At 54.6% G+C, this 13,552-nt stretch carries 12 protein-coding genes; 5 read left to right on the plus strand and 7 right to left on the minus strand.

What is annotated here, in order from left to right:
• Positions 1 to 5: 5 nt before the first annotated feature.
• Both R1T41_RS11715 and R1T41_RS11720 read right to left on the minus strand, forming a co-directional pair.
• Entirely contained in the window at positions 6 to 1,115 is a 1,110-nt protein-coding gene (locus R1T41_RS11715) for a glycosyltransferase family 4 protein (protein WP_114111621.1), read from the minus strand.
• The gene (locus R1T41_RS11720; protein ID WP_007091217.1) at positions 1,112 to 2,029 is read right to left on the minus strand and encodes a UDP-2,3-diacylglucosamine diphosphatase; all 918 of its coding nucleotides are present in this window, start codon (positions 2,027 to 2,029) and stop codon (positions 1,112 to 1,114) included. Before R1T41_RS11720 ends, R1T41_RS11715 begins: the two co-directional genes overlap by 4 nt.
• 217 nt (positions 2,030 to 2,246) lie before the next feature.
• On the opposite strand from R1T41_RS11720, the gene R1T41_RS11725 reads away from it, so the two are divergent.
• A complete protein-coding gene (locus R1T41_RS11725; protein WP_062958588.1) occupies positions 2,247 to 3,209 on the plus strand; it encodes a diacylglycerol/lipid kinase family protein in 963 nt (320 codons plus the stop codon).
• A 9-nt stretch (positions 3,210 to 3,218) separates the two neighbouring features.
• Here R1T41_RS11725 and R1T41_RS11730 read toward each other — a convergent pair whose 3' ends face one another.
• Positions 3,219 to 4,568, minus strand: a complete 1,350-nt coding sequence (locus R1T41_RS11730; protein WP_317337193.1) for a TldD/PmbA family protein — start codon at positions 4,566 to 4,568, stop codon at positions 3,219 to 3,221.
• Positions 4,569 to 4,808: 240 nt separating this feature from the next.
• On the opposite strand from R1T41_RS11730, the gene R1T41_RS11735 reads away from it, so the two are divergent.
• The gene (locus tag R1T41_RS11735) at positions 4,809 to 5,363 is read left to right on the plus strand and encodes a hypothetical protein (protein ID WP_317337194.1); all 555 of its coding nucleotides are present in this window, start codon (positions 4,809 to 4,811) and stop codon (positions 5,361 to 5,363) included.
• Between the two features lie 39 nt (positions 5,364 to 5,402).
• On the opposite strand, the gene R1T41_RS11740 is transcribed toward R1T41_RS11735, so the two are convergent.
• Both R1T41_RS11740 and R1T41_RS11745 read right to left on the minus strand, forming a co-directional pair.
• Complete coding sequence (locus R1T41_RS11740) at positions 5,403 to 6,929, minus strand: UbiD family decarboxylase (protein ID WP_317341575.1); 1,527 nt, start codon at positions 6,927 to 6,929, stop codon at positions 5,403 to 5,405.
• A gap of 168 nt (positions 6,930 to 7,097) precedes the next feature.
• A complete protein-coding gene (locus R1T41_RS11745; protein ID WP_297011743.1) occupies positions 7,098 to 7,562 on the minus strand; it encodes a hypothetical protein in 465 nt (154 codons plus the stop codon).
• A 262-nt stretch (positions 7,563 to 7,824) separates the two neighbouring features.
• Here R1T41_RS11745 and R1T41_RS11750 point away from each other — a divergent pair, with 262 nt between their 5' ends.
• The 3 genes from R1T41_RS11750 to R1T41_RS11760 all read left to right on the plus strand — a co-directional run bounded on the left by R1T41_RS11750 (position 7,825) and on the right by R1T41_RS11760 (position 10,923).
• Entirely contained in the window at positions 7,825 to 8,181 is a 357-nt protein-coding gene (locus R1T41_RS11750; protein ID WP_007091209.1) for a DUF4170 domain-containing protein, read from the plus strand.
• Positions 8,171 to 8,905 (plus strand): hypothetical protein, encoded by a 735-nt coding sequence (locus R1T41_RS11755; RefSeq protein ID WP_317337196.1) that lies wholly within the window; start codon positions 8,171 to 8,173, stop codon positions 8,903 to 8,905. The genes R1T41_RS11750 and R1T41_RS11755 overlap by 11 nt, the downstream gene beginning before the upstream one ends.
• Positions 8,906 to 9,225: 320 nt before the next feature.
• Complete coding sequence (locus tag R1T41_RS11760) at positions 9,226 to 10,923, plus strand: PAS domain-containing methyl-accepting chemotaxis protein (protein WP_317337198.1); 1,698 nt, start codon at positions 9,226 to 9,228, stop codon at positions 10,921 to 10,923.
• A gap of 10 nt (positions 10,924 to 10,933) precedes the next feature.
• Here R1T41_RS11760 and R1T41_RS11765 read toward each other — a convergent pair whose 3' ends face one another.
• Together R1T41_RS11765 and R1T41_RS11770 are read right to left on the minus strand one after the other, a co-directional pair.
• Complete coding sequence (locus tag R1T41_RS11765) at positions 10,934 to 11,644, minus strand: class I SAM-dependent methyltransferase (RefSeq protein WP_062950626.1); 711 nt, start codon at positions 11,642 to 11,644, stop codon at positions 10,934 to 10,936.
• Positions 11,645 to 11,681: 37 nt separating this feature from the next.
• On the minus strand, positions 11,682 to 13,526 hold the full coding sequence (locus R1T41_RS11770) for a sodium:proton antiporter (RefSeq protein ID WP_317337199.1): 1,845 nt from the start codon (positions 13,524 to 13,526) through the stop codon (positions 11,682 to 11,684).
• Positions 13,527 to 13,552: the final 26 nt, after the last annotated feature.

Here is a 13,552-nt window from a genome sequence, read left to right on the forward strand (position 1 = left end):
GCAGATTACTGCGCCGGTTGTTCCACGGGCATGGCGATTGCCGGTTCCACCGATGCTTTCACCTCGGTGATGTCTTCAACAGTCAGACGTTTGGCTGCAGCCCCGTCAAACCCGCCCGAAAACGGTGCCAGATTGTGCAGGAACTGGTTGGCTGAATTGCGCCAGCTATATTGTTCCGCCAATGCACGGGCGTCTTTACCGTCAAGCTCAAGGGCTGCCATGGCGGCTTCGCGAAGGTCGGCGTCAATCGCGCCTGCCTTGGTCCCGCGCACGATATCGGCTGGTCCCTGAACCGGGAATACCGCAACCGGGGTTCCCGATGCCAGGGCCTCAAGGATAACAAGGCCGAAGGTATCGGTTTTGCTCGGGAAGACAAAAACATCTGCTGACGCAAAGGCGATTGCCAATTCCTCGCCGATTTTTTTGCCAAGGAACTGCGCATTCGGATATTTCGATTTCAGTTCCGTCAGTTGCGGCCCGTCACCGACAACGAATTTTGTCCCCGGCAGGTCAAGATCCAGAAAATGTCCGATATTCTTTTCAACCGCCACCCGGCCAACAAACAGCCAGTGCGGTTTGGGGAAATCCCCGAAACTTGCATCCGGTCGCGGCTTGAACAGGTTAAGATCGACACCGCGTGACCAGATATTCAGCTTGTTAAAACCGCGATCCGCCAGTTCTTCGCGAAGCGATTCCGTGGCCACCATGACCGATTGTGATTTGTTATGGAACCGCCGCATCCCGCGATAGGAAATCGAAAGCGGCAGGCGCGTCCGCGCATGCAGATATTCCGGGAACCGGGTGTGATAGGCCGATGAAAACGGCAGTTCGCGTTTCAGGCAATAAGCGCGTGCCGCCTGACCCAGCGGGCCTTCGGTTGCGATATGGATGGCAACCGGCTGCAGGGCATCAATCATCCGGGCAAGCTTGCGTTTGGCAAACAGAGCCAGTCTGATTTCCGGATAGGTAGGGCAGGGGATCGTCCGGAATTGATCGGGCGAGATGATATGGACATCGTGCCCCATCTCGCCCAGTTCGTTGCGCACGGTTTCAAGGGTGCGCACTACTCCATTTACCTGGGGGTACCAGGCATCGGATACGATCAATATTCTCATGCGGTCTTTCCAATCGGCGTGCCGCTGTTCTTTTTGGAACTGCGGGACGCGGTGCGGGTACTTTCCCCGGCAATCCGGAACAGCGACATCAGCTTGCCAAGTCCAAGGGACGGCGCACTGGCAGCATCGCGGCCGGGTTGGGAATGTGTCATCGCCATCTGGCGCATATCCGCCCAGTAAAGCAGTTCAAGTTTTCCGGTCTTGTCTTCGACAAGCGCGGTGCAGCTTTCGACCCAGTCGCCGTCATTGCAATACAGCACATCGCCAATCATCCGCTTTTCGGCGTGATGTATATGGCCGCAAACCACGCCATCCACCTTGCGTTTGGCGGCTTCGTGCGCGACGGCATTTTCGAAATTGCAGACGAACTGGACCGCGTTCTTGACCCGGTTTTTAAGATAGGCCGATAGCGACCAGTATCCGTAACCCAATCGGCGGCGAATGCCGTTGTAGTAACGGTTCAGGACAATTGCGAGGTTGTAGGCCGTATCCCCAAGATAGGCGAGCCACTTGGCATATTTGACGACACCATCAAACTCGTCGCCATGAATGATCAGAAGCTTTCTGCCATCCGCCGTCTCGTGAATGTCGTTCATCTTGACTTCGACATGCCCGAAGGTCATGTCGACAAACTCGCGGGCGAATTCATCATGGTTGCCGGGCACAAAGATGACCTTCGCGCCATTTTTGGCCTTGTCCATGATTGTGGTGATCACGGCATGGTGGCTTTCGGGCCAGTACCAGCTTTTCTTAAGCCGCCAGCCGTCAATGATATCGCCAACCAGATAATAGGTATCTGCCGTTACTTCATTGAGGAAATCCAAAAGAAGATCTGCCTGACATCCACGTGTTCCGAGATGGACGTCTGAAATCCAGACCGTGCGGTAATGCGGTTGCAGCGTCATCGCTGTCATTGCCGCTCCTCCGTATCCTGCCATAAGGACGGCTGGAATCCGACGGTTTTACATGCCGGATACTGTCCCCAACCAGTAATTGTTTAAAACAAATGGCGCGAATATATAACCCGTTCATATAAATTTATCGGTTCTGTCAATATCCTGTTACATATTTCATTTTGTATAAAGGGAACGCGAAAGTAATGTTTCATTTTTATTTCGAAAGTTTTTCGCAATGACCCATGACGGGGTAACGGTCATCTTCAATCCGCGTGCAGGCGGAAACAAACAGCGGTTCCTTTCAAGCATTTTACAGAAGGCTGGCATAAAGGTTGAATTGTTACAGACAACCCATCCCGGTCATGCCCGTGAACTGGCGCGCAAGGTTCGTGCCCATCAACGGCTTTTTGTTGCCGGCGGGGATGGGTCGCTGAACGAGGCCCTGAACGGTTTGCTTGATGCGCAGATCGAAGGCCACGAAGTCCCGCCGCTTGGCATCATTCCGCTGGGAACGGCCAATGTTCTGGCGGTCGAGGTCGGGCTTGAAATCCGCGCGCAGGCAATTGCCGATTACATCAACAACCCGGCCCAGGTCTGGGTACGGCCCGGTCTGGTCAATGGCCGTGCGTTCTTTTTGATGGTCGGCATGGGGGCGGATGCCGATACCGTCGCAAATGTGTCGCTAAAACTTAAAAGACTGATCGGCAAGGGGGCATATGTTATCGAAGGGCTCCGCAATATCATCTTTCCGCATCACCGCGATTTCGAGGTTAATATCGGGCGCGAACAATATCGCGTCGCCGGTGTGGTTGCGACACATGCCAAGCATTACGGCGGGGCGTTCGTTATTTCACCTGATGCCAAACTGACCGATAACAGCCTTGATGTCGTGCTGATGCCCGGAAGCGGCTTTATGGCGCTGGCGCGATACGGGATTGCTTTGACCCTGAATCGGTTGCACGCGCAAACCGATGTATCGGTCGTACAGACCGAACGACTGACCATCACCAGCCATTGCGGCCCGGCACCCTTGCAGATTGACGGCGAAAGTGCCGGCAAGCTGCCATGCGAAATCAGCCTTTCACCCTATCCGGTACGGGTTATGGTGCCACAGGCCTATGCCGACCAATGCAATGGCCGCCAAAACGAAAACAGGGATGCGCAAAACACACCCCTGTTGCAAATCGCCGCAGATTGATTTTCGAACTTATTGCCCGGCCAGCGTCATGCCATCAACCCGGATTGTCGGGGCATTGGTGCCGTATTTGAAGGTCAGGTCATTGGCCGGTACGGCCGTTTTGAACATGTCTTTAAGGTTACCGGCAACCGTGATTTCGGAAACCGGATAAGCCAGTTCACCATTTTCGATCCAGAAGCCCGATGCACCCCGCGAATAATCGCCGGTCACGCCATTAACGCTGCTGCCGATCATCTCGGTGATGTAAAGGCCCTGTTTGATGTCCTTGATCATGTCGGCGGGCGATATGGTGCCCGGTTCCATGTAAAGGTTGGTGGTCGACGGTCCCGGCAGGCTTCCGGCACCGCGCGATGCGTTGCCGGTTGATTTCAGGCCAAGCTGGCGGGCCGATCGCAAATCCATGATCCAGGTTTTCAGAACGCCATTTTCAATCAGATGGCGCTTTTCGTTGGCAACACCTTCGGCGTCAAACGGTTTGGAGCGCAGGCCACGCTTGCGGTGCGGATTGTCAATGATGTTGATCCCCGGCGCAAAGATTTCCTTGCCCATGGCATCCAGAAGGAAACTGGTGCCGCGCGCAATGCCCGATCCGTTGATTGCACCGGCCAGATGCCCGACGAGGGATGCGGAAACGCGTGGATCATAGATTACCGGGACCTGCGTGCTTTTGACCTTGCGCGGGTTCAAACGTTTCAGGGTCTTTTCGGCGGCCTTAAGGCCGATATCGACCGGATCGCGCAGATCGGTCGAAAAGACCGCACTGTCATAGTCATAATCGCGTTCCATGCCGGTGCCGGTTCCGGCAAGGACGGATACGGAAATGTGGCTGCCGCTGCCGGCATAGGAATTGGCAAAGCCGTTGGTCGCGGCAAGCGTGATCTGATGGGTTCCCCAACCGGCGTCGGCGCCCTCGGAATTGGTGATGCCTTCAACCGACCTTGCGGCTTCTTCACAGGCGGTGGCCCATGCAATCAGCTTTTCCTGGCTGACTTCACCCGGCTCGCAAAGCTCAAGCGCCTCGACGTCAAATGTTTCGGCCAGTTCGGATGGGTCGGCAATGCCGCAGAACGGGTCCTCGGGGGCGTTTTTCGCCATGGCGACGGCGCGCTCGACCAGTTCTTTCAATGCGCTTTCGCTGGTGTCGGATGACGACACAACTGCCTGCTGCTTGCCGATCAGAACACGCAGGCCAAGATCGGCACCTTCGGATCGTTCAAGCTTCTCCATCTTGCCCAGTCGCTGGGATACCGAAAGTGACGTGCCTTCGACATAAACGGCATCCGCATCGTCGGCACCCGCCTTTTTTGCACGCGCCAGCAGGTCGGTGATGCGATCGAGTGTCATGTCGGTTTTGGGCATGGAAGCTCCCTTTGATCGGAATGTGGTTTCCTATGGTTATAGGCAGGCTGATCGCTTTTCGCAAAGGGCAAGAAAAGGCAATCGCTAGAAAGACCCAACCAGATACCGTCTGACGCACATTTGAATGAACCATTGAGCGAAAGCCGATCTTTGGTCATTTTTTCTTCGCAAGTTGCTATTATGACCTGAAATCCGAACCGGGAAAAACCGGAAACCTGTAAAAAATGACGGGAAACATACGTGCGAAACCTGTTTGTGGCAACACTGCTTCTGGGCACTTCCCTGACGATGTTGCAAGCTGATGCGCAAGAAGCCGAAACTGCGGCACCAAACGATATGGCGGCTGCACCGGTAACGGCCAATGATCTTTATCGCGAAATGCGCATTCAGGCTGGACAATATGCCGCGCAAAACCGTCATCAGGTTCTTGTCGGGGATTTTACCTGTGACGATGTCAATGACCAGATCGTCGGCTGGGTGGATCGTGACAATCCCGAAGGACCGTTTTTCGATGTCCTGATGGTGACCAATCACAAGGGGCAGGCGCATTCCGAATTAAAGCAGATTCCGTTCGCCCAGTCCGAACAATATGCCCTTTGCATTGACGATAAAACCGCCCCGCCGGTCATGAGCTGGCAGGTCAACGATCCCGAATACATGCGTGATGTCATGGGAGATGGCGATCTTTGCAATGTTGCCGTCCGGATCGACGACTTCATGTGCGACGCGCCACAGTTTTTCTGGTCGGACAAACCATCTGATGACGGACAGCATTGGCTGTTCTTCCGGAACTGAAAAAGAAAAGGCGGATCATTTTGTGATCCGCCTTTTAAATTAATCCCGCCAGATTTTCTTGCCCGATCCCGGCAATCCGTACCGGTCCCATTTGGCATCAACCCGGTCGATAATCTCGTCTTCCATGAAAATCTTTTCGCCCCATTCCCGGTGGGTTTCGGGGGGCAGCTTGTTGGTCGCGTCAAGGCCAAGCTTGCCGCCAAGGCCGCTTTCGGGTGATGCGAAATCAAGATAATCGATCGGTGTTTCGGTCACGGTGGTGATGTCGCGCACCGGGTCCATGCGGGTTGAAATCGCCCACATCACGTCTTTCCAGTCGCGCACATCAATATCGTCATCCACGACAATAACAAATTTCGTATACATGAATTGCCGCAGGAACGACCACACACCCATCATCACGCGCTTGGCATGCCCCGGATAGGCTTTCTTCATCGATACGACCGCGATGCGATACGAACATCCTTCGGGCGGCAGCCAGAAATCGACGATTTCCGGGAATTGCTGCTGCAATAGCGGCACGAAAACATCGTTCAATGCCTCGCCAAGGACCGATGGCTCATCTGGCGGGCGACCGGTAAAGGTCGACAGATAGATCGGCTTTTTGCGCATGGTAATCGCGGTCAGGGTGAATACCGGGAATTCCTCGACCGAGTTATAATAACCGGTATGGTCGCCATACGGCCCTTCGGGCGCATATTCATCCAGCGACACATAGCCTTCCAGAATGATTTCTGCCGTCGCCGGGACTTTCAGCGGAACGGTTTTGCAATCAACCAGCTCGACCTTTTCCCCGCGCAGCAATCCGGCAAACTGATATTCCGAAAGCGTATCGGGAACCGGGGTCACCGCGGCAAGGATCGTACCCGGATCGGCACCCAGCACGATGGCAGCCGGCAACGGATCGCGCTTTTCCTTTTTCCAGCGCGCATGATGCTGCGCCCCGCCACGATGTTTCAGCCAGCGCATGATCGCCTTGTTCTTGCCCAGAACCTGCATGCGATAGATGCCAAGATTGAACACATCGCGTTTGTCACCGCCCTTTTCGTTGGCGGTCGGGCCTTGGGTCACAACCAGCGGCCACGTGATCAGCGGGGCCGGTTCACCCGGCCAGCATGACTGGATCGGCAATTTTGAAAGGTCAATGTCATCGCCCTTAAGGACGATTTCCTGACACGGGGCCTTGGAAACCGTTTTGGGCTTCATCGCCATCACGGTCTTGGCCAGCGGCAGCATTGAAAATGCTTCCTTGAGGCTTCCGGGTGGTTCGGGCTGTTTGAGAAACGCCAGCGTCTCGCCGACTTCGCGCAATTCTTCGGGCTTGCGGTTCATGCCTGCCGCCACGCGGTCCACGGTGCCAAAAAGGTTCACCAGAACCGGCATGTCGTATTTCTGGCCATCCTCGCCAATGACATTTTCAAACAGGACCGCCGGGCCACCTTCGGCCAGAAGGCGCGTCTGGATTTCCGTCATCTCAAGATAGGGGGAAACCGGTTCGCTAACCCGGACCAGACGGTCTGTCTTTTCAAGCTCGTCGATGAAGTCGCGAAGGGATTGATAGGGCATGGGCACCGCAATCTGTGAAATCGGTCGGTCAAAGCTGGCAATAGCCGGACCAGCAACAAACCGTGCCAACAATAAATCTGTTGTTTCACGAATTAATACGGTGCAGACGCGATGTCCAGCATCCACTCCCTTCCGGAAGTCAAAGGGAGTGGATGCCAGACCGGAAAATTACGAGGAACGATTGGTGTAATAGGCGACGTTTCCATCATTATCGATGGTTGCCAGCTGCCCCGCCTTGGTCAGGACGGACATGCAATCATCTTCCTCATCCTGGCCCCAAAGGCACAGATATTGCCCCTGTTCGATGGTCCAGAGTTTTTCGCGCATACCGCGATCACCGTCCTCGTCAATCCAGGTGATTGATGCCATGCCATTCTGGAAATAGGTGACATTCACATTGGTTTCCTTGCCCTCGTCACGATAGGAAAAGGTCTGATCATTGATCGTATTGACCAATGCGGTGCCGGTTAACGGGCTGTATCCCGAAGCAATAACCGTCGCGGTGGCTTCTTCCATGTCGTCACTTTGAACATCAATATCCGGGGTCGCCGATGGTGTTCCGCAGGCAGACAGGGCCGCGGTGATCGAAATAACGCCAGCAAGACCGGCACGCTTGATATGTGTTATGTTCATTTTGTTTTCCTTTTGCTCTTTGTGCCCACCAAATCATTTGGGATATCTGCCGTCCAAAGCGGCGATCCGGCAGAGCGAACAGTCAGAATAAAAAGGAAAATTGTCGCCTTCTGGTCGTCTATGCGTCGACTGAATGGCAATATTGACCAAATTGGTGGTGTCGGTTGCAGACGGATTTGGTTATACAGGGGCAAGAAACCGGGTTGCGCAGCACCACCCTGTGCGGCCTGTCGACATTCACCAAAGCATGAAGGACGCACAGATGGCCAAGTACTGGGTTATCGGGGGCACCTATCAGGATACCGGTTTTGACAAGCCGATCGGCGAAGAAACCAAAGTCGGTCCGTTTGGCAGCTTCGAAGACGCGGAAAAAGAATGGTCCAAGATGGCCTGGCAGTCGGTTGACGACGCCAATTCGCGTTACCGCATCGAACGTCTCGAAGAATACTGGGTTGTCGGTGGCGAATACGAAACCACCGATTTCGAAAAGCCGGTCGGCGGCGAAGAAGAACGCCACGGCCCGTTTGCGACCTTCAAGGATGCCGAAAAGGCTTGGTCGAAACTGGCTTGGCAGCACGTTGATAACTGCAATTGCCGCTATCGCGTCGTTGAAGGCTGAACCGGCCTTAAAACCGGAACCGATTGAAAAACACCCACGCGCGCAGGATCTCCTGCGCGCGTTTTTATATCCCTATACCGCGCCGGATCATGACTTCCTGTTTGTCGATGGTGCGGTTATGGCCCTTCCGGGCGACAGTATTAAGGATGCCATCGCCGGACGAATGCCTGTTCTGGCGGTGGGGTCCAACCGGGCCCCGGTTCAGCTGGCGCGAAAATTTGCCGCCCCGCGTCATCTGGACCCGGTTCCGGTCACGGTTGGCTGGATGGATCATCACGATATCGTTTATTCGGCGCATATGACCGGCTATGGCGCGATCCCGGCAACATTGGCCCCGTCACCCGGAACCCGTGTACGGGTTGCCGTGACGTGGCTGAACGCGGTGCAACTGACCCACATGCACGCAACGGAATCTGTTCCCGATCATTACCGGTACCAGCAGATTGACGGAAAAAACCTGCATCTTGATTGCGGGGTGTCGGTTGATCTGATCGGCAGCTATCAGTCGACTGCCGGGCATGTTTTTGATGCGAACGATATCTTTGCCCTTGCGGGGATCGCAGCAACGAAACGGCGGTTCAAGTCCCTGAACCAGTGGGAAATGGTCGCACATAGCGCAATGCGGGCCGGTCATCCGATGCATCCCGATTTCGTGCTTTGGTTGACTGATAATATTGTAATGCGGAAAAAACTGGTCGGCCGCTATTTAAACCCGGTGGAATGATCCCACATCAGAACTATCGTTCCATTACGTTGTTGCTTTCTTTTTCATGTTTTGTAACCATTTGAAATTGCTTTTATTTTGAATGTAGTTCGCAAAGGGGAAAAGCAGCCTGAAGCCAAAAAGACTTTGATGACTGCAATTGGATGAACCAGAAACATCCGGTTGTATTCGTTGAAAATACAATTCCGATGCTCGGGGTACAACAGAGGTATCGGAATGGGAAAAATCAAAAGATCCTTTGGGGGGATTAACTGGCGCAGTTTTTCTGCTGCCAGCATTGCTGCGTTTTGCAGCAATGACCATTTCGTGGGGAGGATGAAATGTTTATTGCGCGGTCCGACGATGCCCATATCGTCGAAGCGATCAAAAGATCCCAGGGTACTATCGAGTTCACGCTTGATGGCAAGATACTGGATGCGAACCAGAATTTCCTGAACCTGATGGGCTATGACCTGTCAGAAGTTCGCGGCAAACATCACAAAATGTTTGTCGATGAAGAATACGCCCAAAGTTCCGAATACAGGGATTTCTGGGAAAAACTGCGTGCGGGTAAATTCTTTACCGCCGAATTCCAGCGATTTGGCAAGAATGGCAAGGAAGTCTGGATACAGGCAACCTATAACCCGGTCCTGAACCATCGCGGTGTCCCTTACAAGGTATTCAAGGTCGCAACAGATATCACCGATCGTAAACTGAGATCGGCGGATTATGCCGGACAGGTCGATGCCATCGGAAAATCCCAGGCAGTGATCGAATTTTCCATGGATGGTACAATCCTTAAGGCCAATGAAAACTTCCTTTCTGCGATGGGATACGAGTTGTCCGAGGTGCAGGGCAAACATCACCGGATGTTTGTTTCACCCGAATTTGCCCAAAGCCGCGAATATGCCGATTTCTGGGCCAGGCTGCGCGACGGCAAATATATGTCGGCCGAATATCAGCGCTTTGGAAAGAACGGGAAGGAAGTCTGGATACAGGCCAGTTACAACCCGATCATGGATATGTCCGGGCGCCCATTCAAAGTTGTAAAATACGCAACCGACATCACAGCCGAAAAAATACAAAGAGCCGATTTTGCAGGCCAGATCAATGCCATCGGCAAATCGCAGGCGGTTATTTCGTTTGAAATGGATGGCACGATCATTGATGCCAATGACAATTTCCTGAATGCAATGGGCTATTCCCGCGAAGAGGTCAAAGGAAAGCATCACAGCATGTTTGTCGATCCGGAATATGCCAAAAGCGACAAATATCGTGATTTCTGGGCGGCTCTTGGACAGGGGAAATATCAGGTCGCGGAATTCAAACGCTTTGGCAAGGGCGGCAGGGAAATCTGGATTCAGGCCAGCTATAACCCGGTGATAGATATGAATGGTCGGCCATTCAAGGTGGTCAAATATGCCACCGACATCACCAAACAGGTTCAGACCCGTATCACGGCCGAAGAACTTGCAGAAGGATCAAGCGCAAGTGCCGAAGCCGTCGCCAGCGCATCCGAGGAAATGCTGTCAGCCATTCAGGAAATCAGCGAAAGCATGCAGCGTTCCCAGATCGCCGTGACGGACATTGTTTCAAAAATCCAGATGGCCGATGAAATCCGCGGAGAGTTGGAAACAACATCCGAAGCGATGACCGGCGTGGTGCAGATCATCCGTGATCTGGCTGAACAGGTAAACCTGCTGGCCCTGAATGCAACGATTGAGGCCGCGCGCGCCGGCGATGCGGGCAAGGGTTTTGCCGTGGTTGCGGGGGAAGTCAAAAACCTTGCCACCCAGACTGCCAAGGCAACCGATCAGATCGAAGTGCAGATCAGCTCGATGCTGAGCATCACCAAACGTGTCGTCAGTTCGACACAGCAAATTTCAACATCCGCCAACGAGGTCAGCGATTACGTCAATGCGGTGGCTTCGGCAGTGGAAGAACAAACCAGCGTGACACAGGATATTTCAAAGAATATCCAGTTCGTGTTCACCGGCATCAGCGAACTGAATGACTGCGTGAAACAGATCGCAAGCTGAAGATGAAAACTTAATTCTCCCGGTCTGGCAAAAGCTGCCAGATCCGGGTGAATTTGTTTTCAACATCCTCGACGGCAACATCCACCGGCACGTCATAGGTTTCAAGTTCGTCGATATTGTGTGTCGGGGCATATGTCCGCCCCGGATCGGCAAGGATCACACGCGTGCCAAGTCGTGCCTCGCCCATCAGCCATTGCAGAACGGCGTTGGCCATTTGCTGCTGATAACAGACATCACCGGCAAAAATCACATCCCAGCGCCGGGTTGCCGATTGGGTGCCGACAAAGTTTTCGGTCGTGGTTTCAAATGCAACGCCATTGCGCTTGGCATTCAGGCGGGTGGCGGTAATGGCCACCGGGTCAATGTCGTTTGCCAGAATGCTGTCCGCACCGGCCATGACGCAGGCAATCGCCTGCATGCCGCCACCGCACGCAAAATCCAGAACCTTTTTGCCGCGGACCAATTCCGGGTGATCAAGGATGTATCGCGTAATCGCCTGTCCGCCCGGCCATGCAAACGCCCAATAGGGCGGCGGGATATCAAGCACGCCAAGGATATCCTCGGTCGCCTGCCAAAGTGGCGTGATATGCGTTGCCAGATACATTTCGACCTCGGGCGCCAATGGTACCCGTGCCGGTACGGTAAAGGTATCGATCAGATCGGCAAAACGCGGATCGTCGACTTCGGGGACCAAGGCATCGGCGAAAACATTATCGGTCATGATCGGCCCATATCAGGGTGAATTTGATTGCCGGGGCTTACTTGCTTTGTGACCCGGGTGCAAGCGAAGTCGCATCCGGGCTTTCGTCGGGCTTCTGACTGTTTTGGGCATTGCGACCAAGATACAACAAGATATCACGCGGCTTTGCCTTGGGAATGTCAGGCCCCATATGAAGCTGCGCCCCGCGGACAAGGGCAATGACCGGCGGTTCGGCGCCCTGAACCTCAATAAAATCATTCCATCCGAATTCGTCGGTCAGACGGGTTTGCCGAATTTCGGCCCCGTGCCGGAAATCCTCCCGGATGTCGTCGGTTGTCATCGGCTCGGAAAACAGTGGCAGCCCGCCAAGTGTCTGGCTATGGCGTTTCGGGTCTTCGGGTGATCCGTGCATGCCGGTCTGGAAAACGGCGCGACGGCCAAATTCCGGCGCGAAATCGGTGCAGACCAGCGTGTTATAGGCATCGTTGTCCGTGGTCGCGATCAGCTTGCCAAGCGAGGAAGTATCAAGGTGATGTTCGAAAACTTCCGAAAGCACTTCCCCGTAATAGGTCTGCAATCCGGCCTCGCGCGCCAGACGCATGCTGTGCCAGCGGCTATCGGCAACCACGACCGGAATGTCGAGCTCGACAAGACGCCGGGCAAGATCAATCGTCCAGCGATGCGCGCCAACGATCAGAACACCGGGTGGGCCTTTAACGGCCAGATCAAGGTGGCGGGCCATGGGCCGGATCGAAAAGCCGTGCAGCACCACGGTCGAAAACACCATGGCAAAGGCCAGCGGGATCAAAAGCGCCCCGTCGGCATAGCCAAGTTCGACAAGCTCCGCGCCAAACAGGCCGGAAACCGCGACCGCCACAATCCCGCGCGGCGCGATCCAGCCAACCAGAAGCCGCTCTTTCCAGGTCACCTTTGAAAATGCCAGCGACCCGATCACCGAAACCGGTCGCACGACAAACAGCATGGCCAGAACAAAAAGCCCGTGCCCCCATGTCAGTTCGGCAATCATCGACCATTCAAGCGTTGCGGTCAGGATGATGAACACGCTGGAAACCAGAATGACGGTAAGGGTTTCCTTGAACCGGCGGATTTCATCAATCGCCATCAGATGGGCATTGCCAATTGTCAGGCCCAGCACCGTTACGGCCAGCAAGCCGCTTTCTTCCTGAATTTCATTGGCCCCCGCAAAGCAGGTCAGAAGCACGCCAAGAACAAGCGGGGCTTTCAGGAATTCCGGGATCCAGCCGCGTTTGAAAATCTGAACCGTCCCCAAGCCAAACGCCAAGCCGATCAGGACTGCCAGCAGGATATTAAGTGCCAGATGACCGACTGCTGCGCCAAACCCGTTGCCATGCTGGCTGGCGACAATGACTTCGTAGGCCAGCACCGCAAACAGCGCCCCGATCGGGTCATTAACGATGCCTTCCCATTTCAGAAGCGTCGCCGGGCGTTTGGATAACCGTGCATGACGCAACAGCGGCGCAATCACCGTCGGCCCTGTCACAATCATGATCCCGCCAAACAGGGCCGCCACCGGCCATGAAAGATCGGCCAGATAATGTGCCGCCCCCGCGCCCAGCAGCCATGCGACAAGCGGGGCAATCGTCGTCAGGCGGATCACGCCACTGACACTGTGCGTCAGTTCCCGGAAATCAAGCGCAAGCCCGCCTTCAAACAGGATCACCGCAACCGCGACGGCAACAAGGGGCTGCAACAGTGTGCCGAAATCATTGACCGGATCGATCAGATCGGTTCCCGGTCCCAGCAGCAGCCCGACGATGGACAGCAACACGATTGCCGGAATACCGGCCCGCCATGCAAACCATTGCGCCCCGACACCCGCAAGGATCAGTCCGGCAATCATCAGGGCAAGCGGTGCGATCATGGGCGGCCTTTCAATGGTGCAGATAT

Source organism: Thalassospira lucentensis, assembly GCF_032921865.1.
Classification (GTDB): Bacteria; Pseudomonadota; Alphaproteobacteria; order Rhodospirillales; family Thalassospiraceae; genus Thalassospira; species Thalassospira lucentensis_A.

What these genes read in the sequence shown, in the direction of transcription:
- R1T41_RS11770 (WP_317337199.1), bottom strand. Translation starts at nt 13,526, where the DNA reads ATGATCGCACCGCTTGCCCTGATGATTGCCGGACTGATCCTTGCGGGT.
- R1T41_RS11765 (WP_062950626.1), bottom strand. Translation starts at nt 11,644, where the DNA reads ATGACCGATAATGTTTTCGCCGATGCCTTGGTCCCCGAAGTCGACGAT.
- R1T41_RS11740 (WP_317341575.1), bottom strand. Translation starts at nt 6,929, where the DNA reads ATGCCCTATCAATCCCTTCGCGACTTCATCGACGAGCTTGAAAAGACA.
- R1T41_RS11725 (WP_062958588.1), top strand. Translation starts at nt 2,247, where the DNA reads ATGACCCATGACGGGGTAACGGTCATCTTCAATCCGCGTGCAGGCGGA.
- R1T41_RS11760 (WP_317337198.1), top strand. Translation starts at nt 9,226, where the DNA reads ATGTTTATTGCGCGGTCCGACGATGCCCATATCGTCGAAGCGATCAAA.
- R1T41_RS11745 (WP_297011743.1), bottom strand. Translation starts at nt 7,562, where the DNA reads ATGAACATAACACATATCAAGCGTGCCGGTCTTGCTGGCGTTATTTCG.
- R1T41_RS11720 (WP_007091217.1), bottom strand. Translation starts at nt 2,029, where the DNA reads ATGACAGCGATGACGCTGCAACCGCATTACCGCACGGTCTGGATTTCA.
- R1T41_RS11715 (WP_114111621.1), bottom strand. Translation starts at nt 1,115, where the DNA reads ATGAGAATATTGATCGTATCCGATGCCTGGTACCCCCAGGTAAATGGA.
- R1T41_RS11730 (WP_317337193.1), bottom strand. Translation starts at nt 4,568, where the DNA reads ATGCCCAAAACCGACATGACACTCGATCGCATCACCGACCTGCTGGCG.
- R1T41_RS11750 (WP_007091209.1), top strand. Translation starts at nt 7,825, where the DNA reads ATGGCCAAGTACTGGGTTATCGGGGGCACCTATCAGGATACCGGTTTT.